Raw genomic sequence first — 21,284 nt, forward strand, 5'->3', positions numbered from 1 at the left:
GGTCTGGTCAGCGTAGCCGCTGACCGGGGCGAAGTGACTTGGCCCGTGGTCCTGTCCGAGGGGTTCATTCCAGTTCTGGTTCATCGCTACTACGAGCACAAATCAGAGGTGATCTGGGATTCAATCGGCAAAATGCTTGGGCTGCGAGAAAATATTAGAACGGCGATAGCGCAAGAAGAAGCTAAGGTTCTCGCCAATTGATCTTCCGTAACCGGCCGTAAGGTTCGGACAGCCTGCATAGCCTTGACGGGCGGCGATTTCCACGCTTGATTGAAGAAATCAAGGCGGCCCAGGGGCCGCCTTCTTCTTTGCACCCCATGGCCCACCCGGTCTCGTCGAGCGCACGTGGGCGGCCTGGGGCACGGACCCTGCCCAGTCGGTCACAGTGCCATGACACTTGCAGGCCTAGCCTGCGGCCATGAACGCCCCTCAGCCTGTGCTGCTCCTGGTGGTGCCCGCCGACTGGAGCGCGGTGCCCGAGGGCCTTACCGAGCTGCGCCGCTGTCTGGGCGAGGAATACGGTGGCGTACTGACCCTCAGGATGGCCACCACGCCCCTGCGCTCCCCCATCGCCCATTACTGCGGGCTGTGGGACCGGGCCGAGCTGCGCCTGGCGCGCCGTGACCTGACGCCGCGCATCAACGCTGCGTTCTTCAGCCTGGCGTGGCTGCAGCTGAACGGTGTGAGCTGATGTGCGGACGGGCTGACGACAATTTTGGCCCCCCGGCTTGGCGGACGCTGGGCGAGCTGTTCGGGCCGCTGGGCTGGGAGCCGGAGGTCAAGCGCGACGAGGTGTGCCCAACCGATCCGATCCGCTTCGTGCGGCGCGCTACCGGGGGCTTTGACGCGCCCTACGGGCGCTGGGGCCTGGTGCCTGCGCGCATGTCGCTGGACGAGGCCAGGCGGTACGCCACGTTCAACGCCCGCGTGGAGAGCCTGGAGGATAAGCCGATGTTCCGGGCCGCCTTCCAGAGCCAGCGCTGCGTGATTCCGCTGGCGGGCTTCTGGGAGTGGCCGGTGCGCGCAGGGGTCAAGACCCGGGTCAGGATTTCCCGCAAGGACGACAAGCCGCTGCTGGTGGCCGGGCTGTGGAACCGTACCGTGACGCCGGACGGGCTGCTGGAGAGCTGCACCATCGTGACCCGGCCCCCGACACCAGATCTGGGGGAGGTGCATGACCGCATGCCGGCCCTGCTGCTGACCAAGGACATCGACGCGTGGCTGGACGCGCCCCCGTACCAGGCACGCACGGCGGCCCTGAGCAGCTGGCAGCCGCGCATCCTGACCATCACGCCCGTGTGAGGCCTTTTGAGCCCTATAGAGCGTGGAAGGGGAATGGAGTGGGCTGGGCGGGTTCTCTATCTTTGCTGGTCCAGGTAGGCCACCTGGGCGGGCGACAGCAACTGCAGGCTGTTCAGGGAAATCAAGTCGGTCAGGCGAACGACGGAACTCACGGCCTGGGCAATGGCCTCAGGGCGCAGGCAGCTCATGGGCTGGGTGCGGTGCCGGGCGGCCACACAGGGGACTGGCGTGGTCATGTCCGGCCCCATGGTCGTGAAACGGACGCTGTCCCTCCAGGCGTGGCGGCGCATCTGGTCACCGAAGTCCCCGGCGCCCGATGTGGCGGACAGCTCCAGCTCGAGGGCCTCTCGGGTCACCGAGGAAATGGTCACGATGCGCCCGATGCCCCAAGTGGCCATGAAGGGCAGCGCCGCTTGGGTGGTCCGCACCATCCCCAGCACGTCGCCGCCGAGCATGCCGCGCCAGTCGGTCGTGTCGGTGGCCGGACCGAGCAGGGTCAATCCCGCGTTGTTCACCAGGATGTCGATCCGGCCGAACGCGTGGGCGGCACGGTTCACGGCGAACCGGGCCTGGGCCTCGTCCGTCACGTCCGCGGCCACCACCTCGGCGCGTCCCCCGGCCAACCGCACCTGCTGCGCGAGGGCGTGCACATGCGCTTCCTGCCGCGCGACGAGCACCACGGCCACGCCCTGCGCCGCGAGCGCGAGCGCCGTCGCGGCGCCGATGGCATTGCCCGCCCCCGTCACGACCGCGACCTTCCCCGACACGTCTTGGGGGCCGATCCCTGTGGTCAGGGGCGCCCGGCGGCCCCCCGGCGTGGGCGTACCGGGCGCGGAATGGGTGGCAGGCAGCAGGAGCTCGGCTCCGTCGTCTCGGTAACTCGACATGTGGGAAGTGTCGCCGCTCCAGCCACAGTCCACCAGCCGCCGCCGCCGCCTCGTGCCCTGAAGATGAGAAGCGGCTGCGCGTCTCCGATGAACGTCCACCTCCAGCCTGTGGCGGCCAACCGGGACGCGCCGGACCCGGGCGTGACCCCTCAGGAAGTCACCACCCATCCCGCCTTCAGCCCCGCCTGGAATTCTTTGTCTGACAAGGACTGCAGCACCAGCTGCACGGCCAGTCCGGACACGGCGCAGCGCGGCGTCGGTGTGGTCGGTGTGTCCAGCGAGAGCATCACCGCCCCGCTGGCCCGGAGCGTCTCGCGCAGCAGGGCGCTGACCCGTTCGCAGCACGGGACCAGACCCTCTCCCATCCCCCAAAGGGCCTGCGCCACCTGCTGCCCGTAGCCCAGCACGCCCGGACGATGGGCCCTGCACCACTCCAGCAGCCGGTCCGGGGTCATGGGCACCTCCTCGCCCAGCAGCACCAGCGCCAGACGCAGGTCCAGGTCGGCGACGGTGTCATGTTCGAGATCACGTTCCATCAACGTCGCCTCAGGTATCGCGTAGGTCCCCTCTGGACCATGGCTGACGGCGGCACCGAAGGCCCGGCCGGCCAGGGCAAGCGACTCGCGGGTGAGCAGAGCCGCCGCCTCCAGGACGCCCGCATGCCGCAGCAGGGCCTCGTAAGGAGGATTGGGCTCAGCTACCGCGTCCCCGCCCCCCCGCACCAGCGCCTGCCACTCCACGTCGTCGAGCACGTGGCGCGTGATCCGGGCCACCGTCTGGTGGGCGAGGAACAGGGCGTGGTGATCGAGCACGTGCAGCTGGACCTGGTCCGCGCGCTGCACCGCAGCGTCGAGTTCGGCGGCCGCGCGCTGCAGGCGGGCCGGCAGATCAAAGGTGGGTCCCAGGGCCTGCTGAGCGAAGGCGAGCACCTCCCGGACGCTGTCTGGAGCCGCGCGGGAACCATTGTCCAGCAGGTCGAACAGCGCGGAGGCCGGCGATCCGCCGCCACGGATGGTGGTGGCCGTGGCCATCTGGAGGGTCGATAGGGAATGGAGGTTCAGGGAATTCATTGAAGATCCAAGGTCCCATATCCGCCCCGAACATCACCACCAACTCAGAACGCGTTCTCGTGAGAGCGCACGAGCTGTGATCAGCAGTTCTACCTCCGGCTATGCATCTCCGATAGACGTCCACCTCCAGCCTGTGGCTGCCAACCGGTACGCGCCGGGTAGGCTCACCGCACACCCGGAGTGGACATGGCCTTTCGTCCAGGTAACGTGACGCCTGCTGAACGAAAACGCGGACAGCAGCGTCCTTGGCTTCCACAAAGGGTGTGCGCCCCCTGGGACGGGCCTCATTGACAAGTGCGCGGCACGTACGCTTCGGGAATGGTGGCCTGATCGCTTCAGAGTCCGCATGCCAGGTTCCAGACCTGGTCCATCTGGACAATGGGGAGACACGAGGCGGAAGTGGCCTCGGGACAGGGTGCCTTGCAGGGCGCGTGGACAGGACGGCAGACGAGGCACGGAACAGCTTTGAAAGAACGCATGCGCGTAATCTGGCGAGATACGCAAAGGCCCCGAGGTCGTCTGAAATGCACTGCAGCCGATACAGAAAAATGATGCGCCCAGCGCAAATCCAGAGCGATACCGCGGGCAGCCAGGGAACATGACGAGCATGATTTTATGGAAGGCGCCACAGGACCAGTGGTGCAGCATAGGTGGTGCGTCACGACGACAATCAGACACCTGCTTCAGGCGTGGCCAACGTATCGCGTTCCAGACCGAAGGAGGGCACCATGCCCCGCAAGAAGGCAAAAGCGACAAAGAAGGAAAATGGGCGGGGCAGCATTGACCGGTTGCCCAGCGGGAGGTACCGCTGGCGCACTATGCTGCGCCGACCCGACGGCACCCCGTATACCAGGACGGGCACTGCGTCCACCCGCGCGGAGGCCCAGCAGGCAATCGATCTGGTGAATGCCGATTATCAAAAGGGCAATCTTCCAGAACCCAGCCGAGTGACGATGGCGGAGTACTTGAACACCTGGCTGGAGACCAAGCGGCCCGGACTGGCGCGGAAGACCGTGCACAACTACAGCCGACTGATCGAGTTGCACATCAACCCCCAGATCGGTCAGATCCCGTTGCAGAAGCTCTCGGCGCTCCACCTGCAGGGGCTGTACAACGCGTTGACCACGAAGGGCCTCGGGGACACCCAGCGTCAGGTGCACAACATCCTGCACGCGGCGCTGGAGCACGCCCTGCGGCTGGACCTGATCATCAGGAACCCGGCGTCCAGGATCCGGCCGACCCTGCCGCGCCGTCAGCCTGGTGACGGTGTCGTTGACAAGGCCCTGACGGCTGAAGAGGTGGACCGGCTGCTGCCGGTCCTGCGGCAAGACCGCTGGGGCGTTATTTTTGAATTCTTCCTGCACACGGGGCTGCGGCGCGCGGAAATCTGCGGGTTGAAGTGGGAGCACGTCGACCTGGACAAGGGCACGGTCCGAATCAAGGAGGGCGTGGTTGTCGTGAACGGAAAGGCGGATGTGGACGCGACCAAAAGTCCGCTGAGCGTGCGCCCGCTGAAGTTGACCGCGGAGGCAATGGACTGCCTTCACCGTCAGCGGGCGATCCAGGTCAAGGAACGTGACACCCTGCTCCCTGGACCCATGCAGGGCCATGCGAAGGCCAAGTCACGTGCCCGGCCCTGGCAGAACAGCGGTTACGTGTTCACGGCACGTTGCGGAACCCGGCTCTATCCCGACGTTCTGCTGCGCCACCTCAAGCGCCTTGGCACTGAGGCAGGCATTGAGAAGGTCATCAACAATCACGTGCTGCGCCACACATATGCATCGTTGATGCTGCGTGCTGGCGCGCCTGTAGAAGTCGTCAGCCAGAAGCTGGGGCACGCCCGTCCCAGCACCACGGCCGATTTCTACCGCACCGTGTTCGCTGATGAACATAAACGCTGGGCCCTGAACCTGAGCGAACTGATCAAGAATCCCGGGGACACCAAGGATTGAGTCATCAAGTCCCCTGCCAACCAACAGCCGGCCTGTCTCTCTCAGCGAGACAGGCCGGCTTCGATTTGGCTGATGATCTCAACGGAGCGAAAGAGGGGCGGTTTGTCACGCGTCTGTCACGTCACGATAAAATCCCCCTCGAAAAAGGGGGATTTTGTCGTCCTGGGCGTGGTGCACTCGACTGGATTCGAACCAGTGGCCTGCCCCTTAGGAGGGGGCCGCTCTATCCAACTGAGCTACGAGTGCCGGTGGCGCGGGCCGGCCGCAAAGACTGTATGGGGGGCAGGACCGGCCTGTCAGGGGCCAGACGGAACCGGCAGGGAGTATAGCAAAGGGGACGCTGGGCGTCAGACGTGACGAACAGGGCTGAGAGAAAAATGTAAGCCGGATTTGCCTACACTTCCCCTAGAGGTTCCTTGATGAACAACGCTGTGTATTCCATGACTGTTCATGCTCTGTCGGGTGTCGTCTCGGCCAGAGCGGCAGAGACCATGCTGCAATCGCTGCTGCGCGACCAGCGCCTGCAGCCCGAAACCGTGACGGCCCAGGACATGCAGCGCATTCTGTCCGGGCCGCTGCTGGCAAGGCTCTCGATGGTGCTGCCCGAGGCGCGCGCCCGCCAGGAGCTGCTGGCGCTGGCCCGGCTGGTGGCGGCGGAGTACCCCAAAGCGCCCACCCTGATGACCCAGGTGGCCCCCTTCGCCGCGTGGGACGACCGCTCGGACGCCAGCGGGCTGTCGCTGGACCACCTGACCCTGGGCGCCGACGATTTCGAATTCGACGACCCCGAGTACATGCCGGTGGGCCAGGGACGCGCCTACGACCTGAGCGGCCCGGCAGGCCAGGAGGAACTGCTGCGCGAGCTGGCCCGTCTCTCGGGCGTGCAGGGCGTCATGCTGTGCCGGGCCAGCGGCGAGGTGTTGCAGAGCCGGTCCATGACCGGGGCCGGCGGGCTGGGCGGGGTGGTAGCCGCCACGGCGCTGCTGCTGGGCGGCCGGACCCTGCGGCTGATGTCGGCAGATCTGGGCGGATGCACGATCTGTATGCGGCCGCTGGGCCCGTACTGTGTGGCCGTGGTGGTGGGGCCCCAGGCCAACGTGGGCCGGATGCTGGTGGAGTTGCAGGGCCTGCAGGTGGCCGCATGAACCGCCATGGACTGGGACGCTGGCTGCTGATGGCAGGCCTGCTGGGCGCGGGCTCGGCCGGGGCGCAGGATCTGAAGGCCTACCAGGCGCTGGCGTCCAGCCTGGACGGCGCCGTGACTGCCCGCACTACCTCGGCGGCAGAGGCCCTGACCCGCCTGGACGCCGCCGCTGGGGCGCTGGAGCAGCTGGCCCCCACCCTGCAGAACCGGCAACTGGTGGCTGGCCTGCAGGGTTCGCTGGAACGCGCGCGCGGTTCGCTGGCCCGCAGCCCCGCCGAACTGGAAGCCCAGGTGCTGCTGGCCCGCGGGTTGATGCGCAAGGCGCTGTACGACCAGACCCTGAGTCTGCTGGCGCGCGCGCCGTCCAATGGCGCGGCGCAGCTTCGACTGCTGGCCGACGAGTTCGGCCTGAGTGGTGCCCCAGCGCAGGCCCTTGGCGCGGATGGCGCGAACGGCAACCTGTCCAGGGTGGCCTGGCGGCTGCAGCGCGAGGCGGCGAGGGAAATCGGCGCGGCGCTGACTGCTGCCCGGCCGACGCAGTCCCCCACCTCCTACGTCAATCTGGCCCGTGGCATGTCCTGGTTCACCGCCGTTCAGGACGCCTCAGGGGCAGAGAGTCTCAAGGTCTCGCAGTTCGGTGACGCGCTGCGTCAGCTGACGGAGGGCGACGTGGGGGCGCTGGAGGCCTCGCTCACCGATCTGCGGCGCGGCAACACCCAGTTCCTGAAGACGCTGGCCTCAGTGCCAGGCGATCAGGTGGTCAAACCTCCACCCACGCCAGCAGCCGGAGCGACGGAATCAGACATAGGGCCGAACGCCGGGGCCGTGACGCCGGCCCCCGCCCCCACGCCTGCGGCCAGCACGCCGGCGCGTCCAGCCACGGCGGGCGAGGTCTACGCCGCCCTGGGCCGGGCGCTCACCGCCGCCGGCCACGGTGATCCCGCACTGGCCCGCGAGCAGCTTGGGCAGGCGGGAACGGCGCTGGCCACCGCGCCTGCCCCTCTGCGCAGCACACCGGGCTACGACGCGCTGGTGTTCGATCTGGCCGCGGCCCAGACGCGCACCGCGCTGCGCCCGGACGATGTCCAGGGCCTGATCTCCACCCTGACCACCCTGGAACGCCGCGCCGCCGGAGAACCGGTCAGCACGCTGGACCAGGTGTCTGATGGGGTGGCCAGCGGTTTCGGGGGCTGGCTGCGGGTGTTGGTCTTCGCGCTGCTCGCGGCGCTGGGGGTGGTGCCGCTGTACCTGCTGAGCCTGGCCTTCGGCGGGCGCAACACGTACTGGCGCGCCATCGCCGTGGGGCTGGCCCTGCTGCTGCTGCCCGTTTTTCTGGAGGGGCTGTTCGGCCTGCTGGCGGCCCTCGGCGATCTGACCGGCATCGGCGTGCTGGGCGCGGCCAGCAACTTCACGCTGACCCAGAACGCCTACGGACTGCCGCTGTGGGCCCTGTCAGCGGCGCTGGCCATTGCCCTGAGTATCTACGGCTTCCGGGGGCTGTGTCAGCAGTTCGGCCTGCTGGGCCGCCGCGCCGCGCCGCAAACCGAGCCAGCGACCGCCCAGGGCCTGGACTGGGACGAGGACCTGTGATGCGCCGGGGGCCGCGCACAGGGTCAGGCTTGCCTGAACGGCTGGCCCTGACCGCAGTGTTCCGACCATGACGGCAGGCCTGCACCAGCTGCCGGTCAAGATGCTGGGCGACCTGATCTCGCCGCGGGCGCTGGAACGCATTCTGCAGGACGCCGCCGCCGTGCGCGGCATCACCGCCGACAGCATGGACCCCCCTACCCTGGAAGACGTCCTGAAGCGCGAGGTCTTCAAGCGGCTGCAGCTGAGCATTCCAGCGCCGCTGGCCAAGCGCCGGGTTTCCGAGGTGCTGGCCGAACTGTCGCGGGCCACCCAGGAGCGCATGCCGCTCAACGACGCCGCGCTGGACGAGCTGGAAGATCACGCCCGCCGCTTCGCGCTGTACTTCGACTGGCCCGAGACCCAGCGCCTGCGCGGCGTGCTGGGCGTGGCCCGCCAGGAACAGCAGGAGAACCGTGACGTCGCGGCGCTGGTGCAGGAGGGCCGCGACCTGATCACGCAGATGGACCGCCGCCTGCAAGAAGGGCTGGTGGTGCAGGCGCAGGATCTGGCCGAGCTGCGCGACGTCTACACGCGGGTGCAGGGCCTGGGCAACCGCGAGGTCCGCCGCCTCGACACCCTGATCAACCAGATCGACGAGGCCCAGGGACAGGGCACCCTGCTGCCCGGTGAGGTGGACCGCGCCCGCACCCTGACCTACAGCCTGCGCAAGCTGCTGGAGTCCTCGGTGGTGAAGGGCCTGGGCACGGCCGACGGGGCCGGGGCCGCCGACGCGCAGGCCCGCGTGATGGAGCTGGAGCGCGAACACGCCCAGCAGTCCCTGGACGCCGCCGAGCGCGAGTTCGCCCCGCTGCTGACCGTCCGCCTCGACCTGCGCGAACACTTCGCCGCCCTGCGGGCGGGAAACGGAGACAACCTGCTCACCGACGCGGCGGTGCAGGCCTGGGGAGATACGCTGCGCGGCGTGCTGGCCGAGGTGCTGGGCACGCAACGCGCGGAGCTGGACCACCTGGAGCGCGGGCTGGCCGATCATCCGGCAGACGCGGACGTGCGCGTGTCGCTGGACGCGGCCCGCCGCCTGCTGCAGGCCGGTTCGCTGGCCAGCGACGAACTGCGCGTGCTGAAGACCCTGCTGGACGTGCTGCAGGCCAGTCCGGAAGGCGCGGCGGGGCTGGGCCTGGGCCGCGAACTGCTCGATATCGAGCGGACCGCCCGTGATCTGCCCGGCGCCGCCCCCGAACTGGTCCCGCTGCTCACGCAGGCGCGGGCCGCGCTGGCACAGGGGCAGCCGGTGAATCTGGACGCCCTGTGGGCCGTGGTGGAACGTCACATGGGCGCCGCTGCCCAGGAACGCGAGGACTTCGACGGTCGGGCGGACCGCATCGTGGCGGAATACGACGCCATGCGCGGTCTGGCCGGCGAGACCACCCAGCGCCTGGGACGTCTGGCCGACACCCTGCGGGCCCAGCGCCGCCTGGGGCCGATGAGTGCGGCGGCCCGCGCCCGTTACGCCCAGACCCTGGACGACGCCGTGACCCTGCTGGCCGAGGCCCAGGCCGAGTACCGCGCTGCCCAGGAGGTCACCGCCACCTTCGGCGACGACGCCCTGAGCGGGCTGCTGGATGTCTTTGAGTTCGGCAGAGAGGATGAGGGCCAGGCCGCGCCGCCCACCGAGGTCTGGGAACTTCAGGGTTGCATGCTCCTGAGCGGCCCCAGGGATGAAATCACCGTGCCGCTGACCAACATGATCACGCTGGCCGAGGACATGGGGATCACCGAGCTGACCATGCACGCCGCCCAGCACCTTTGGCAGGCGCAGCAGGACACCGAGGGGTTGTGGCGGGTGACCCGGACCCGGCGCTAGCATCGGCGGCGATGCCTGCGCTTCCGCTTGACCCCGGTCACTCCTATCTGCTGCGCGGCCCCGAGGAGCAGGGCCGTTTCGGCGCGGCCCTCGCTGCGGCCCTGCCGCCCGCCTCCGTGCTGTTTCTGGAGGGCGAACTGGGCGCGGGCAAGACCACGCTGACCGCCGGGCTGATCGGCGCGCTGGGCTTTGCAGGGGCGGTCACCAGTCCCACCTACGCCCTGATGCACGTCTACCCCACCCCGGCAGGCCGGGTCCTGCACGTGGACGCTTACCGCGTGCGCGACGTGCAGGAGCTGTACGAGCTGGACCTGGAAGACCTGATTGAGGGCAGCCGCCTGAGCGTCGTGGAGTGGGGCGAGGGGCTGTACGCCGACTACCCAGCCGCGCCGATCCTGCGGCTGGAGCATCTGGCAGATGAGGAAAACGGGCGGCGGGTGACGCGCGTTCGGTGAGGCGTGGACCGTCTGCCGGATGGCTTGGGCAATCTGGCGCAGCAAATCTGCGAATGGCGTCGGCATGGGCTTCGGAGGCGGCCAGGGTGCCGTGGGACAGAATCATCGGGATTCTCGGAACTGGGCTGGGCCGTCGGTGTGGTCCGGGGAAATGGGCCACCAGGCACAGCCTGTGCTGTTACGGCCGGCACCTTGAACCGCCGTCAGCTACCTGTCCGTGGCCGCCTCCGGCTCTGAGTGGCGGAGAGGGCAGGGCCGGCACCGGGGCGAGGGGAGGGGCCTCAGTGCAGCGGCACATGCCCCGGAAAGCCCAGTACCCAGTCCAGCAGATCGCCCACCATGGCGCTGGCCGTGATCATGCCGCCCGCGCCGCCCCCGGCGAAGACCAGCGTGCCGCATTCCTCGCCCTCGTAGACCAGGGCGTTGCGGCCCGCCCCGGCGGTACACAGCGGGTGGCTGTCCGGCAGGCGCTGCGGCGCGACGGTGGCCCGCCAGCCGCCCTCCTGCCGCTCCAGTTCGGCCACCAGCCTGATGCACTCGCCGGCGGCGCGGGCCGCCTGGATGTCCTGCGGGGTGATGTGCTCGATGCCCTGCACCGTCACGGCGCTGTACGGGAAATTGCCGTCGGCGCAGAACCGTGCCAGCACCGCCAGCTTGTGCGCGGTGTCGAAGCCGCCGACGTCCAGCGTGGGCGGCGTCTCGGCGTAGCCCAATGCCTGCGCCCCGGCCAGCGCGTCGGCGTAGTCCTTGCCCCGCTCCATCTGGCCCAGGATGTACAGGCACGTGCCGTTCAACACGGCCTGCAGGCGGGTGAAGGTGCTGGCACGCAGCACGGTGCTCATCGGGCCGATCACCGGGGTGCCGGCCATCACGCTGGCCTCGTAGTAGAGGCTTCCGGCCAGCGCGTAGTCGCGCAGCACGTCCCAGCGCTCGGCCAGCAGCGCCTTGTTGGCGGTGATCACGGGACGCCCCGAGCGCAGGTACGGCAGCAGCATCTCCAGCGGGCGGTCCACGCCGCCCATCACCTCGATGACCATGCCGCACTCCTGCAGGAAGGCGGGATCGGTGGTCACGCGGGTGCCCGGCGGGACGTGGCGCACCTTGCCCAGGTCGCGCACCAGCACACCCGCGATCTCGATCCTGACGCCCATATCGCCAAACATGCTTTCGCGCCGCTGGATCAGGTTCAGGACATCCTGGCCGACAGTGCCGCTGCCCAGGACGCCTACGGTGACAGTTCTCATAGGGCCAACCCTAACGCGGGGCGCAGCCTGTGGACGGGGCCGGGTTAGGTGTGGTGGGGGACCGCCCTGTGACCTCCCTCCAGGTCAGCCCTGCACCCTGACGCTAAACTGCGCCGCATGTTGCCTGTGTCAAGAGTCCGTCCGCTGACGAACGCCTCGTCCGCCGGGAGTCCGCCGCGCTGTCTCGCGCCGTGGGCCGTGTATGCGCCGTGAGTTCGCGCCTTCAGGAACTCCAGTCCGAATTCGGGCTGGTGGAGCGCCGTCTGGGTGACCCGGCGGCGCTGGCCGACGGCCGCGAGTACGGCAAACTGACCCGCCGCCACCGCGAACTGCTGCCCCTGGTCACGTTGCTGCGCGAACGCGACAGCCTGGAGAGCGATCTGGCCGGGGCCAGGGAATTGCTCGCCGACCCCGACATGAAGGAGCTGGCCGCCGGGGAAATCGAGAGCATCGGCACGCGGCTGGCCGAGATCGAGGCCGAGCTGGAGGTGCTGCTGCTGCCCACCGATCCCGACGACGCCAAGGACGTGATTCTGGAACTGCGGGCCGGCGCGGGCGGCGCGGAGGCCGGGCTGTTCGTGACCGATCTGCTGCGGATGTACACCCGCTACGCCGAGGGCCTGAACCTCAAGCTGAATGTGCTGGACGCCAACGAGAGCGATCTGGGCGGGGCCAGCAAGGTCGTGGCGGAGGTGACGGGCGACGCCGCCTTCCGCGCCTTCAAGTGGGAACGGGGCGTCCACCGCGTCCAGCGCGTGCCGGCCACCGAGTCGGCGGGCCGGATCCACACCAGCACGGTGACCGTGGCCGTGCTGCCGGAAGCCGAACAAGACGAGGTGCATCTGGACCTTTCGGAAGTGCGCATCGACGTGTACCGTTCGCAGGGTGCGGGCGGCCAGGGCGTGAACACCACCGACAGCGCCGTGCGGGCCGTGTACCGCGCCGGCACACCCGACGAGATCATGGTGGTGTGTCAGGACGGGCGCTCGCAGATCAAGAACCGCGAGAAGGCCCTGATTGTGCTGGCCTCGCGGCTGGCCGAACGCGAACGCGCCGCCCGCGACGCGCAGGAACGCAGCGAACGCGCCTCGCAGGTGGGCAGCGGGGACCGCAGCGAGAAGATCCGCACCTACAACTACCCGCAAAACCGCGTTACCGACCACCGGCTGGAGGGCGACGACAAGAACCACCCGCTGGACGGCGTGATCAACGGCGCGCTGGCCCCCGTGGTGGGTGGTCTGGCCCGCGCCGAGCGGGAGCGGCAGCTGCTGGACATGGCCGGTCAGGACGAGGCCGCAGGGCCGGGCCGAAGTGGGCAGCATGGCGCGGCGTGACCTGCTGGTGGCGGCGGGCATCCTGCGGGACCGCTTTGGGCGGGTGCTGCTGGTGGGCAACGACTGGCAGGGCCACGGGCGCGTGCGCCACACCCTGCCCGGCGGCGTCGTGGAGAACGGCGAGACGCTGCCCGAGGCGCTGTACCGCGAGATCTTCGAGGAAACCGGCCTGCGGCTGACCGGCATCCTGCACATGGCCTACACCGTGCACATCGAGGACGAGCGCCGGGGCGAACGCGCCATCGCCGTGGCCTTCGAGGCCACCTGGGACGGCCTGCTGAACCCGGCCGACCCCGACGGCTTCATCGTCGAGGCCCGCTTCTGCACCCCCGAGGAGGCGCTGGAGAAACTGGAGTCCCCCCCCATGCGCGAACCCCTCAGCGACTTTCTCAAGACCGGAGAGCCGGGCCGCTTCTACGCCTTCAAGGGCTGGGACGGGCGCGGCGGCCTGCGGATTCCGGCCCTGAAACCGCGCCCGTGAAGGGAGAGCGCTTCGTGACCTCGTGGAGCGGGGGCAAGGACAGCGCCCTGGCCTTTCACCGCGCCAAGGCAGCAGGCGGCGTTCCTCTTGCCGTCATCAACATGCTGGACGAGTCCGGGGAGCGTTCGCGCTCGCACGGCCTGCGCCCGGAGGTGCTGGCGGCCCAGGCGGCGGCGCTGGGCGTGCCGCTGCGCACGGCGCGGGCCGGGTGGGCCACCTACGAGGCCGGGTTCACGGCGCTGCTGGCCGGGGCGAGGGCGGACGGCGCGACGTCTGCTGTCTTCGGTGACATCGATCTGGCCGCCCACCGCGACTGGGAGGAGAAGGTCTGCGCGGCGGCGGGGGTGCGGGCCAGCCTGCCGCTGTGGCTCGAACCCCGCCGCGCGCTGGTGGACGGGCTGCTGGGCCTGGGGTTCCGGGCAGTGATCGTCGCCGTCAGGGAAGACGCCCTGCCCGCACAGTTGCTGGGCAGGACGCTGGACGCCGCGCTGGTGGCCGAGATCGAGGGGCTGGGGGCCGATGCCTGCGGCGAGAACGGCGAGTACCACACGGTGCTGGTGGACGGCCCGGACTTTGCGTGGCCCCTCACGCTTGTGCCTGGCCCGGCGGGCATTCACCACACGGGCGAGGGGGACTTGCGGGTGGCGACGCTGGATCTGGTGCTGGCCTGAGGCCCCAGCGCCAGGGCTTCAGTCGTACTCTACCGACAGCACCTCGAACTTGGCCGTCCCCTTGGGCAGCTGCACGGTGATGATGTCACCCTCGCGCTTGCCGGCCAGCGCCTGCCCGAAGGGACTGGCGTCGCTCACACGGCCCTGCGGCACGTCCACCTCATAGGTGCCCACCAGTTCAAAGTGGCGCTCGTTGCCCTTCTCGTCCCGGACCCGGATCTTCGCGCCCAGGCCCGCGCCCTTGCTGGCGTCTCCCTCGATGATCAGGGCACGTTCCAGCTGGTTCTCGATCTCGACGATGCGGGCCTCATTCTCGCTCTGCTGCATGCGCGCCTCATCGTAGGCCGCGCTCTCACGCAGGTCCCCGTCAGCGATGGCGGTGCCCATGTACTCCGAGATCTGCTCGCGGCGAACAGTCTTCAGGTGGTGCAGGGTCTCGGCCAGCTTGTCGTACCCGCGCTGGGTCATGGTGATGCGTTCCTGGGTCATAGAACTTCCAGTATACGGTGTGCCGGGCAAACCCCGCCATCAGTGTTGTGCGGCCGTCGGGATTGTGCGGCTATCAGGGTTGTGTAAAGGGCCACTTCAGCGCCGGGGGACGCCGCACGCCTAGGATACCCCCATGACCCGTTACGACGATGACCGCGAAATCAAGGGCGAGGTGCAGGACGGGGGCGTGGACCGCGAAATCCTGCAGGACAAGATGGTGGCCGAGGACGTGCTGCGCGGGGACACCCGGGCCAACCGCAGCAACCCCAACGATCAGCCCGGCTTCATGGACGGCATCCAGGGCGACTGGGACGGTGAGGTCCGGCAGGGCGACCCCAACAATCTGACCGGCGGCGACCTGGGCGGCGAGGAGCACGGCGGCGAGGGCAAGGCCCGCAGCGGCGGGGTGGACGGCGGCCCGGCCCGCGAGCGCCCGCTGCCCGGTGACAAGCAGTAGGTCACCCACGAGCACAGGAAAGGGAGAGAAGACCGGACAGCCCTGTTCCATGCGCCGGATTTGCCCTATCTCTCTGCGCTCTGGGCAACGCTCGCTAGCGGCTGTCCACCCCGATGTCGAGCGCTGCCGCCACGGCCTCCTGGGCGCGTTTCTGGCTGTCTTCTACCTCGACAGCCACCTGCTGCCCGCTTTCCAGATCCATCACAAAATGATCCCCGTCCAGCCGCACGCGCGACAGGATCTGCTCCTCGCCCTCGGGCCGGGTGGCGGCGCGCAACTCCACGTAGCGGCGCATGGGGGTGCGGATGACCTTGGGGGCCAGAATCTCTTCCACCTGAAAGATGCCGCCGGAATTGTTCATGGTCACGCTGATCAGCACCGGAACGTTGCGGCCGCGCTCGATCACGACCTCATCCACCGCCAGCGCACTGATCGAGTGGATGTCCACGCTGCCCAAGGAAAAAGCCTTGCGCCCGCGCCCCTTGGTGATGTCGGTGCCGTCGGCAACGGCGGTAATCCCGCCTTCCAGCGTTAGCGGCGGCGGATTCAGATCATGGGAGTTGATGGACCCCAGAATGAACGAGCGCACCTTGGCACGCTTGAACGGGTCCGGGTATAGCGGCCCCATGATCCGGTCCAAGATCGGCAGCGCCAGCGCCACGCCGTGCTGCTCGTGCGAGACGCGGTGAATCTGGTTGCCGATGTCGTGCAGCATGGTGCCCAGGATCACCGTCAGGTACACATCGTCGGCGTCGCCCACCCCGGAGTCCATGATGTCGGGCCTCACCCCGCCCTCCAGCAGCAGTTCGGTGATGGCCAGGCTGGCGGCCCCGGTGATGAAGGCATGCACCCGCCCGTGATCGTTGTAGCCCAGCTTGCGCATGGTGATGTAATTCGCCATGTCCCAGTGGGCCAGGGCCTCGGGGTCACTGGCCAGCGCCGCGTACGCGGCCAGCGCCCGCGGAAAGTGTTCCAGATCGTCCCGGATGGCGGCGTCGGCCTCGGCGATCAGCTTGGAGCGCGGCGTGGTGAACTCCACGACGCGGCTGGTGGGCTCGCCCGCCGGGGTGGCGGGGGGCGGGCCGTGGTGGACGCCTTCCACCTCCTGCGCCGTGCCGGCCTGCACGCTCAGCTTGAACTTCTGATCGGCCCGCCTCGACAACCGCTGGTTGGGCCGCGTGCCGTCACTCACCCTGGAATTCCGCGTGGCGTTTGTTCAGGAAGGCGTCCACGCCCTCGCCAAAGTCCTTGGTGGCGACCAGCAGGCCAAACAGGTCTGCTTCCACCTCCAGCCCGGCGTCCAGGGTGGTGTCCAGGCCCCGGCGCACCGCCTCCTTGACCAGCGACAGGGCAATCGGAGCATTTTTCAACACGGCCTCGGCCACCTCGCGCGCCTTGCTCAGGGCATCGTCAGCCACGTAGTTGACCAGACCCATGGTCAGCGCCTCTTCTGCCTCCACCTGCCGGGCAGTCAGCATCAGGTCCAGGGCGCGGCCCGCCCCGATCAGACGCGACAGGCGCTGCGTGCCGCCAAAACCCGGCAGCAGACCCAGCGTCACCTCCGGCATCCCCAGCTTTGCGCGGGTGGACGCCACCCGGATGTCGCAGGCCAGGGCCAGTTCCAGCCCGGCACCCAGCGCGAAGCCGTTGATGGCGGCGATCACCGGTATGGGCAGCGTGGCAATCTGGTGCATCACGTCCTGCCCAGCCAGCGACAGCTCACGGCCCGCATACACGCCGTCCAGGGCCTTGAATTCGGTGATGTCCGCGCCAGCTGCAAACGCCCGGTCCCCGCCCCCGGTGATGATCAGGGCCCCCACCTCGGCGTCCTCCACGATCATGTCAACTGCCGCGCTGATCTCACCCAGGGTCTCGGCATTCAGGGCATTCAACGCCCGGGGACGGTTGACGGTCAGGACCGCAATCGGGCCGTGGCGATCAATCTGCACATTCTCGAATTCCAGTTCATCCAGCTGCGTCATGGCTCCACTTTGACATGTGCCGGCCCAGAAGGTATGGCGGACAGCTTCTGGTTTTGCCCCGCATCTGCATCCCCGGGACCGGTTTGTTCAGTGAACGGGTTCAGGGACCTGGAGTGGTGGCACCTGAATAAGACGCCCACCCAGGAAAAGGGCAAATGACTCCGGACTCATGAAGATCCATCAGGTTGCCGTGCAAGGTAGACCCGGCGATGCCTGAAGCGCCCTTTCATACGGGCTTGCTTCCCTCTGGACAGGGGAGTTATCGACTTATCGCCTGCTCATTTGTTGAAGCTTGTTCAAGCTGGCGTACCCAATTCATGAAAAGCCCAAAGGGAAGGGTGGCCGAATTCACAAAGCGCTCACGTCTGCCTTCTACGGTGGCATTAGGAAACAGGAGGAAAAACTCTGTATTCAGCATTCAGCAGTTGGTCCTGTCCACCATTCTAGGAGAACATCACATGCGTAAATCCCTTATTCTGATTTCCACCCTTGCCCTGAGCCTCGGCGTTGCCGGCGCGCAGACTGCCGCGCCCGCCACCAGCCCTGTTCCTGTGACCCTGACCGACGTTCCCGCCGGTCACTGGGCCAAGGACGCCGTGGACCGGATTGTCGAGTGCGGACTGATCCAGGGCTTCCCCGACGGCACCTTCCGCGGCAACGAGAACCTGACCCGCTACCAGGCTGCCCTGATTTTCTACCGTCTTCTGCAGACCGGCGCCCTCAGCACCTGTGACATGAGCCAGGACGACATGACCGTCATTGCCAATGGCATGCAGGAAGTCAGCACCGAGCTGGCCTCCATCGCGGGCCGCGTGACGGACCTGGAGCAGCTGAACGCTGAGCAGCAGGCCCGGATCGACGCGCTGGAAGCCAAGATCAACGAGATGGGCAACGCCGCCGCTGGTGCCGATACCGCCGCGCTGACCGCCCGCATCGACGCGCTGGAAGCCGCCGTGCAGAACATTCCCGCCGGTCCTGCTGGCCCTGCCGGTCCTGCTGGCCCCGCTGGCCCTGCTGGCCCCGCTGGCCCTGCTGGAACGACCACCACGGTTACTCCCGCGCCCGCCCCCACTGCCACGCCTGCTCCCAGCACCACTGTCGTGATTGGCGAGCCCACCACCGACCTGAGCATGGCCAGCGCCAAGACGCTGTACGCCGGCATTAGCGGCGGTGCCAATTTCGTCGACAAGACTAGCAACTGTGTGAATAAGGCCCAGAAGGGCAATGCGGACATCAACCTCTGCGTGACCGCTGGCGCCATGATCGGTTCGACCAATGTGATCGGCCCGGTCGGTGCGCGGGTGTCGGCCCAGTACCAGCCCGGCTACAACGCCATTCACGCCGACGTGAACGCAACCTATAACATCGGTTCGGGCAACCTGACCCCTTACGTGGGCGCGGGTCTGGGCCTGAGCAGCAGCAAGGCGCGCGTCGGTACGGCCAACGCGACCGACACCTACGTCAATGCGCTGGTGGGTGTGGACTACCGCGTCACCGATAGCATCGCCGCGTTCGTGGAAGGTAACGGCCGCTACTACCTGAGCAACAAGGGCTACGGCACGGGCCTGAGCGACGTTCGCACCACCCCGGGCAACGACGCCACTGCAGCAGCCAACACCAAGGGCTTTAGCGGCGCCGTCAAGGCCGGCCTGAAGTTCTACTTCTAAACCTCAACACCTGAGCTGTAAAGTCCGCCCCCCATTCGGGGCGGCTTTTTTTGACCTCTGTTCAGGCAGCAACCAGGGAAGGTCCAGCCCCATCCCGCTGCCGCCTATCCCAGCGCCAATTTCCATTGACTGCCGCCCAGCAGCGCTACACTGCGGCCATGCGCCTCATCTCGTTTGTCCAGGTGCTGTTGCTGCTGGCCATCGCGGCATACCTGGTTCTGGTCACGCTGGAAAACACAGCCCTGGTGCGCCTGCCGCTGCCGCTGGGCCGGGGAGAGCTGTCGCTGTCGGTTGGGGTGACAGTCACGGTCTTTACCCTGATCGGCGCGGCCTACGCGGCGCTGCTGCTGCTGCCTCCGGTCTGGCGGGAGCGCCGCCGCCGCCGTCAGGAACGCCGCGAGCGCCGGGCCGTGGAGGAGCGGCTGACTGCCACCCTGCAAGCCCGGCTGGGGGCCCTGGCTCCGGTGGTGTCCGGGTTGCCAGAGCCTGCCGAGGGCCGCTCCGCATGACCGGCAGAACCGTCACCACACCGCAGGCCCCGCAATGAAGGGGATCCCCTCCCCCGCCATTCCCGCCGCCCAGTGGCTGCTGGCCCCACCCGCCAGCCGCGAGGAACTGCTGGCGGTGATGCGTCAGTGGCGGGTGTCGCCGCCGCTGGCGCAGGTGCTGCACGGGCGCGGCCTGACTCCGGCGCTGCTGGACCCGCCCCTGGCCCTGACACCCAACCCGGCGCTGCGCGAGGCGGCCCGGCACATCGTGGGGGCGGTCCAGAGCAAGAAGCGCATCCGTATCCATGGCGACTACGACGCCGATGGCGTCAGCGCCACCGCCGTGCTGGTGCTGGGGCTGCGGGCGCTGGGCGCGAATGTCCACGGTTTTATTCCCCACCGCCTGAACGAAGGCTACGGCGTCCACCCCGACAAGGTGACCGAGCATGCCGAGAACTGCGACCTGCTGGTCACGGTGGACTGCGGCGTCAGCAATGTGGACGAGGTGGCCGCGCTGCTGGCGCTGGGCACCGAGGTCATCGTCACCGACCACCACTCGCCGGGACCCCGCTTCCCGGCGGCGCTGGTGGTGCATCCCCGCCTGACCGACGGGTACGACGCGGCCCTGCACAACCTGACCGGCGCGGGCGTGGCCTACCACCTGCTGTGGGCCATCCACGCCGAGCTGGGGCTGACTGAGCCCAGAGCGCTGAGCGCGCTGGCGACACTGGGCACCGTGGCCGACGTGGCGCCGCTGATCGGCGAGAACCGCGCCCTGGTGCGCGCCGGACTGGAGGCGCTGGAGACCACCGAACTGCCGGGCCTGCGCGCCCTGCTGGATTCCGGGCGAGTGCGGCGGCCCACGGCGCGCGACGTGGCCTTTGTGCTGGCCCCGCGCATCAATGCTGCCGGGCGGCTGGGCGAGGCCGACATCGCGCTGGAGCTGCTGACCACCGCCAGCCCCCACGAGGCCGGACGCCTGGCCGAGTACCTGGAAATCCGCAACGGTGAGCGCCGCAAACTGCAGGACGAGATGTTCGCGCAGGCGCTGCAGGTCGCGGACCCCGGCGATCCCGCGCTGGTGGTCACCCACCCCGACTGGCATGCGGGCGTGATGGGCATTGTGGCCAGCAAACTGGTGGAGACGTACCACAAGCCGGTGTTTATCGTGGCCCAGGGCAAGGGCTCGGTGCGCAGCACGCCGGGCATCAGTGCGGTAGAGGGGTTGCGGTACAGCGAGGACCTGCTGAAGCGGTACGGCGGGCACCCCGGAGCGGCGGGGTTCTCGCTAGACGAGGCGCAGTTCGGCGCCTTCCGCGAGCGCATCCACGCCTACGTGCGGCAGTTCCCCGTTCCTGTCCCGCGCGTGCGGCTGGACGCGGCGCTGCCCACGCTGGGGGCCACCCACGAACTGGTGGACGGCGCCAGTGCCTTCGAGCCGTTCGGCGAGGGACACGCGCCTCCGCTGTGGCATGTGCGCGACGAGTTGACCGAGACCCGGCTGGTGGGAAAACGCGGCGACAGCCTGCAGTTCCGCGTCGGGGCGCTGCGCGGCATCAAGTACGGCGAGCACGGCGCCACGCCCGGCGAACGTGACCTGGCCACCGGACTGGTGCTAAGCGAGTGGCGCGGGCAGACCCGGCTGGAATACCACGCCCAGGCGTTACGCCCGCCTGCCGGGGTGGCGCTGGATGTGACCATCCAGGCGGGGCTGGACCTCCCCCGGCTGAACCCCAAAGACGCCATGCAGCGTCTGGGCGCCGGAGCCAGCGCCCACGCCACCCCGGCGGTGGCCGCGTACCTGCGTGACAACGTGCCGGGCGTGCAGCTGCTGGAGGCGGGCGAGGACTGGTCCGGCGGCGAGCTGATCCTGTACGCCCTGCCGGCCGAGGACGATCTGCGCCGCTGGCTGAGGGCGGGCGGCGCGGCCAGTGGAAACCGGGTGGCATTCGCGCTGGGGCCGAAGACCCTGTCTGAGCTGGAGGGCGCGCTGACCCGCCACCACCTCAGCGCGCCGCCCGCCAACCCGCTGGCCGACGCCACCGCCGACGAGGCGCACATGACCCGCGCCGCCGACGCCTACCGCCGCTGGCAGTGGGCGCACCACTGGCGCACGCTGGACGACGCGGGCTGGGCAGCTTCCGTGTACGCCATGCTGGGCCTGGACGTGCCGAGTGGGCAGCCGGCAGAGCTGGCGCTGGGCGACTGAG

21 protein-coding genes and 1 tRNA gene are annotated in these 21,284 nt (G+C 68.6%); 15 read left to right on the forward strand and 7 right to left on the reverse strand.

Annotated elements, in window-relative coordinates:
- From IEY31_RS18630 to IEY31_RS06835, 3 genes are all read left to right on the forward strand, one after another.
- Nucleotides 1–201 (forward strand): hypothetical protein (locus IEY31_RS18630; RefSeq protein WP_229723379.1); only part of this gene is annotated, 201 nt, incomplete at its 5' end.
- A gap of 217 nt (nucleotides 202–418) precedes the next feature.
- Nucleotides 419–691, forward strand: a complete 273-nt coding sequence (locus IEY31_RS06830; protein WP_188970315.1) for a hypothetical protein — start codon at nucleotides 419–421, stop codon at nucleotides 689–691.
- A complete protein-coding gene (locus IEY31_RS06835) occupies nucleotides 691–1,302 on the forward strand; it encodes an SOS response-associated peptidase (RefSeq protein WP_188970336.1) in 612 nt (203 codons plus the stop codon). Before IEY31_RS06830 ends, IEY31_RS06835 begins: the two co-directional genes overlap by 1 nt.
- A gap of 56 nt (nucleotides 1,303–1,358) precedes the next feature.
- Here the strand turns inward: IEY31_RS06835 and IEY31_RS06840 are convergent, their stop codons facing one another.
- Nucleotides 1,359–2,189 (reverse strand): SDR family NAD(P)-dependent oxidoreductase, encoded by an 831-nt coding sequence (locus tag IEY31_RS06840; protein ID WP_188970338.1) that lies wholly within the window; start codon nucleotides 2,187–2,189, stop codon nucleotides 1,359–1,361.
- Between the two features lie 149 nt (nucleotides 2,190–2,338).
- On the reverse strand, nucleotides 2,339–3,220 hold the full coding sequence (locus IEY31_RS06845) for a hypothetical protein (protein ID WP_188970340.1): 882 nt from the start codon (nucleotides 3,218–3,220) through the stop codon (nucleotides 2,339–2,341).
- A 767-nt stretch (nucleotides 3,221–3,987) separates the two neighbouring features.
- On the opposite strand from IEY31_RS06845, the gene IEY31_RS06850 reads away from it, so the two are divergent.
- Nucleotides 3,988–5,211, forward strand: coding sequence for a tyrosine-type recombinase/integrase (locus IEY31_RS06850; RefSeq protein WP_188970342.1), 1,224 nt, complete (start codon nucleotides 3,988–3,990; stop codon nucleotides 5,209–5,211).
- 169 nt (nucleotides 5,212–5,380) lie between these two features.
- On the opposite strand, the gene IEY31_RS06855 is transcribed toward IEY31_RS06850, so the two are convergent.
- Nucleotides 5,381–5,457: transfer RNA gene (locus IEY31_RS06855), tRNA-Arg, on the reverse strand.
- Nucleotides 5,458–5,651: 194 nt separating this feature from the next.
- Between IEY31_RS06855 and IEY31_RS06860 the strand changes: the two genes are divergently transcribed.
- From IEY31_RS06860 to tsaE, 4 genes are all read left to right on the forward strand, one after another.
- Nucleotides 5,652–6,356: a roadblock/LC7 domain-containing protein gene (locus IEY31_RS06860; protein WP_229723380.1), complete on the forward strand. Its 705-nt coding sequence runs from the start codon at nucleotides 5,652–5,654 to the stop codon at nucleotides 6,354–6,356.
- A complete protein-coding gene (locus IEY31_RS06865) occupies nucleotides 6,353–7,945 on the forward strand; it encodes a hypothetical protein (protein WP_188970346.1) in 1,593 nt (530 codons plus the stop codon). The genes IEY31_RS06860 and IEY31_RS06865 overlap by 4 nt, the downstream gene beginning before the upstream one ends.
- A gap of 67 nt (nucleotides 7,946–8,012) precedes the next feature.
- Complete coding sequence (locus tag IEY31_RS06870; RefSeq protein ID WP_188970348.1) at nucleotides 8,013–9,806, forward strand: hypothetical protein; 1,794 nt, start codon at nucleotides 8,013–8,015, stop codon at nucleotides 9,804–9,806.
- Nucleotides 9,807–9,817: 11 nt separating this feature from the next.
- Nucleotides 9,818–10,261 (forward strand): tRNA (adenosine(37)-N6)-threonylcarbamoyltransferase complex ATPase subunit type 1 TsaE, encoded by a 444-nt coding sequence (gene tsaE, locus IEY31_RS06875; protein WP_188970349.1) that lies wholly within the window; start codon nucleotides 9,818–9,820, stop codon nucleotides 10,259–10,261.
- Nucleotides 10,262–10,542: 281 nt separating this feature from the next.
- Here tsaE and IEY31_RS06880 read toward each other — a convergent pair whose 3' ends face one another.
- Nucleotides 10,543–11,505, reverse strand: a complete 963-nt coding sequence (locus IEY31_RS06880; protein WP_188970351.1) for a homoserine dehydrogenase — start codon at nucleotides 11,503–11,505, stop codon at nucleotides 10,543–10,545.
- Nucleotides 11,506–11,714: 209 nt separating this feature from the next.
- Here IEY31_RS06880 and prfA point away from each other — a divergent pair, with 209 nt between their 5' ends.
- From prfA to IEY31_RS06895, 3 genes are read left to right on the forward strand one after another with little or no spacing between them, the layout of a single operon-like run.
- Nucleotides 11,715–12,839 (forward strand): peptide chain release factor 1, encoded by a 1,125-nt coding sequence (gene prfA / locus IEY31_RS06885; protein WP_188970353.1) that lies wholly within the window; start codon nucleotides 11,715–11,717, stop codon nucleotides 12,837–12,839.
- Nucleotides 12,826–13,320: an NUDIX hydrolase gene (locus tag IEY31_RS06890; protein WP_029477923.1), complete on the forward strand. Its 495-nt coding sequence runs from the start codon at nucleotides 12,826–12,828 to the stop codon at nucleotides 13,318–13,320. Before prfA ends, IEY31_RS06890 begins: the two co-directional genes overlap by 14 nt.
- A gap of 14 nt (nucleotides 13,321–13,334) precedes the next feature.
- Nucleotides 13,335–13,991, forward strand: a complete 657-nt coding sequence (locus tag IEY31_RS06895) for an adenine nucleotide alpha hydrolase (RefSeq protein WP_229723381.1) — start codon at nucleotides 13,335–13,337, stop codon at nucleotides 13,989–13,991.
- Nucleotides 13,992–14,009: 18 nt separating this feature from the next.
- Here the strand turns inward: IEY31_RS06895 and IEY31_RS06900 are convergent, their stop codons facing one another.
- Nucleotides 14,010–14,480 carry a transcription elongation factor GreA gene (locus tag IEY31_RS06900; RefSeq protein ID WP_188970357.1) on the reverse strand — a complete coding sequence of 157 codons (471 nt, stop codon included), beginning with the start codon at nucleotides 14,478–14,480 and terminating at the stop codon, nucleotides 14,010–14,012.
- Between the two features lie 133 nt (nucleotides 14,481–14,613).
- Here IEY31_RS06900 and IEY31_RS06905 point away from each other — a divergent pair, with 133 nt between their 5' ends.
- Complete coding sequence (locus tag IEY31_RS06905; protein ID WP_188970359.1) at nucleotides 14,614–14,937, forward strand: hypothetical protein; 324 nt, start codon at nucleotides 14,614–14,616, stop codon at nucleotides 14,935–14,937.
- 94 nt (nucleotides 14,938–15,031) lie between these two features.
- On the opposite strand, the gene IEY31_RS06910 is transcribed toward IEY31_RS06905, so the two are convergent.
- Both IEY31_RS06910 and IEY31_RS06915 read right to left on the reverse strand, forming a co-directional pair.
- The gene (locus tag IEY31_RS06910; protein ID WP_229723382.1) at nucleotides 15,032–16,129 is read right to left on the reverse strand and encodes a phosphohydrolase; all 1,098 of its coding nucleotides are present in this window, start codon (nucleotides 16,127–16,129) and stop codon (nucleotides 15,032–15,034) included.
- Nucleotides 16,122–16,919 carry an enoyl-CoA hydratase-related protein gene (locus tag IEY31_RS06915; RefSeq protein WP_188970361.1) on the reverse strand — a complete coding sequence of 266 codons (798 nt, stop codon included), beginning with the start codon at nucleotides 16,917–16,919 and terminating at the stop codon, nucleotides 16,122–16,124. Before IEY31_RS06915 ends, IEY31_RS06910 begins: the two co-directional genes overlap by 8 nt.
- A gap of 458 nt (nucleotides 16,920–17,377) precedes the next feature.
- Here IEY31_RS06915 and IEY31_RS06920 point away from each other — a divergent pair, with 458 nt between their 5' ends.
- The 3 genes from IEY31_RS06920 (at nucleotide 17,378) to IEY31_RS06930 (ending at nucleotide 21,283) form a co-directional block, all read left to right on the forward strand.
- Nucleotides 17,378–18,586, forward strand: coding sequence for an outer membrane protein (locus IEY31_RS06920; RefSeq protein WP_188970363.1), 1,209 nt, complete (start codon nucleotides 17,378–17,380; stop codon nucleotides 18,584–18,586).
- 158 nt (nucleotides 18,587–18,744) lie between these two features.
- Nucleotides 18,745–19,095 carry a lipopolysaccharide assembly protein LapA domain-containing protein gene (locus IEY31_RS06925; protein ID WP_188970365.1) on the forward strand — a complete coding sequence of 117 codons (351 nt, stop codon included), beginning with the start codon at nucleotides 18,745–18,747 and terminating at the stop codon, nucleotides 19,093–19,095.
- 34 nt (nucleotides 19,096–19,129) lie between these two features.
- Nucleotides 19,130–21,283 carry a single-stranded-DNA-specific exonuclease RecJ gene (locus tag IEY31_RS06930; protein ID WP_229723383.1) on the forward strand — a complete coding sequence of 718 codons (2,154 nt, stop codon included), beginning with the start codon at nucleotides 19,130–19,132 and terminating at the stop codon, nucleotides 21,281–21,283.
- The last annotated feature ends 1 nt before the right edge of the window (nucleotide 21,284 follow it).

This window comes from Deinococcus aerolatus (assembly GCF_014647055.1).
In the GTDB taxonomy this organism is placed as follows: domain Bacteria; phylum Deinococcota; class Deinococci; order Deinococcales; family Deinococcaceae; genus Deinococcus; species Deinococcus aerolatus.

Coding starts and splice junctions, on each gene's coding strand:
- IEY31_RS06850 (WP_188970342.1), top strand. CDS start 3,988: ATGCCCCGCAAGAAGGCAAAAGCGACAAAGAAGGAAAATGGGCGGGGC.
- IEY31_RS06920 (WP_188970363.1), top strand. CDS start 17,378: ATGCGTAAATCCCTTATTCTGATTTCCACCCTTGCCCTGAGCCTCGGC.
- IEY31_RS06905 (WP_188970359.1), top strand. CDS start 14,614: ATGACCCGTTACGACGATGACCGCGAAATCAAGGGCGAGGTGCAGGAC.
- IEY31_RS06860 (WP_229723380.1), top strand. CDS start 5,652: ATGACTGTTCATGCTCTGTCGGGTGTCGTCTCGGCCAGAGCGGCAGAG.
- IEY31_RS06840 (WP_188970338.1), bottom strand. CDS start 2,189: ATGTCGAGTTACCGAGACGACGGAGCCGAGCTCCTGCTGCCTGCCACC.
- IEY31_RS06870 (WP_188970348.1), top strand. CDS start 8,013: ATGACGGCAGGCCTGCACCAGCTGCCGGTCAAGATGCTGGGCGACCTG.
- IEY31_RS06835 (WP_188970336.1), top strand. CDS start 691: ATGTGCGGACGGGCTGACGACAATTTTGGCCCCCCGGCTTGGCGGACG.
- IEY31_RS06930 (WP_229723383.1), top strand. CDS start 19,130: ATGAAGGGGATCCCCTCCCCCGCCATTCCCGCCGCCCAGTGGCTGCTG.
- IEY31_RS06845 (WP_188970340.1), bottom strand. CDS start 3,220: ATGGCCACGGCCACCACCATCCGTGGCGGCGGATCGCCGGCCTCCGCG.
- IEY31_RS06890 (WP_029477923.1), top strand. CDS start 12,826: ATGGCGCGGCGTGACCTGCTGGTGGCGGCGGGCATCCTGCGGGACCGC.
- IEY31_RS06880 (WP_188970351.1), bottom strand. CDS start 11,505: ATGAGAACTGTCACCGTAGGCGTCCTGGGCAGCGGCACTGTCGGCCAG.
- IEY31_RS06915 (WP_188970361.1), bottom strand. CDS start 16,919: ATGACGCAGCTGGATGAACTGGAATTCGAGAATGTGCAGATTGATCGC.
- tsaE (WP_188970349.1), top strand. CDS start 9,818: ATGCCTGCGCTTCCGCTTGACCCCGGTCACTCCTATCTGCTGCGCGGC.
- IEY31_RS06865 (WP_188970346.1), top strand. CDS start 6,353: ATGAACCGCCATGGACTGGGACGCTGGCTGCTGATGGCAGGCCTGCTG.
- IEY31_RS06925 (WP_188970365.1), top strand. CDS start 18,745: ATGCGCCTCATCTCGTTTGTCCAGGTGCTGTTGCTGCTGGCCATCGCG.
- IEY31_RS06900 (WP_188970357.1), bottom strand. CDS start 14,480: ATGACCCAGGAACGCATCACCATGACCCAGCGCGGGTACGACAAGCTG.
- IEY31_RS06830 (WP_188970315.1), top strand. CDS start 419: ATGAACGCCCCTCAGCCTGTGCTGCTCCTGGTGGTGCCCGCCGACTGG.